Here is a 252-nt window from a genome sequence, read left to right as displayed (position 1 = left end):
GTGAGCGCGGCATTGCCCAGCGCACCGACAGCCGTCTGTACGGCGGCGATCACCGATCGCGCGATTTGCGTCTTCACCAGTGAAAGCCCCGGCACCACACCGGGTTCCTGCGCCTCGAGGCGATGCAAGGCTCTGGCCGAAGCGGCCGGGCTGCAGGTCGAGGTCTTCGACGAAAAGGCTTTGGCGGCAGGCGGTTACGGCGGCATCATCGGCGTCGGCAAGGGCTCCTCGCGCCCGCCGCGGCTGATCCGT

The 252-nt window shown here is 68.7% G+C and carries 1 pseudogene; it reads left to right on the top strand.

The features are described from left to right. Nucleotides 1-252: pseudogene (locus JZ791_RS44610) on the top strand (leucyl aminopeptidase); the annotation flags it as partial.

It is taken from the genome of Nocardia alni, from assembly GCF_019038435.1.
In the GTDB taxonomy this organism is placed as follows: Bacteria; Actinomycetota; Actinomycetes; order Mycobacteriales; family Mycobacteriaceae; genus Nocardia; species Nocardia alni.
The sequence above is the reverse complement of the archived record's forward strand: the minus strand, read 5'-3'. Positions and strand labels throughout refer to the sequence as shown.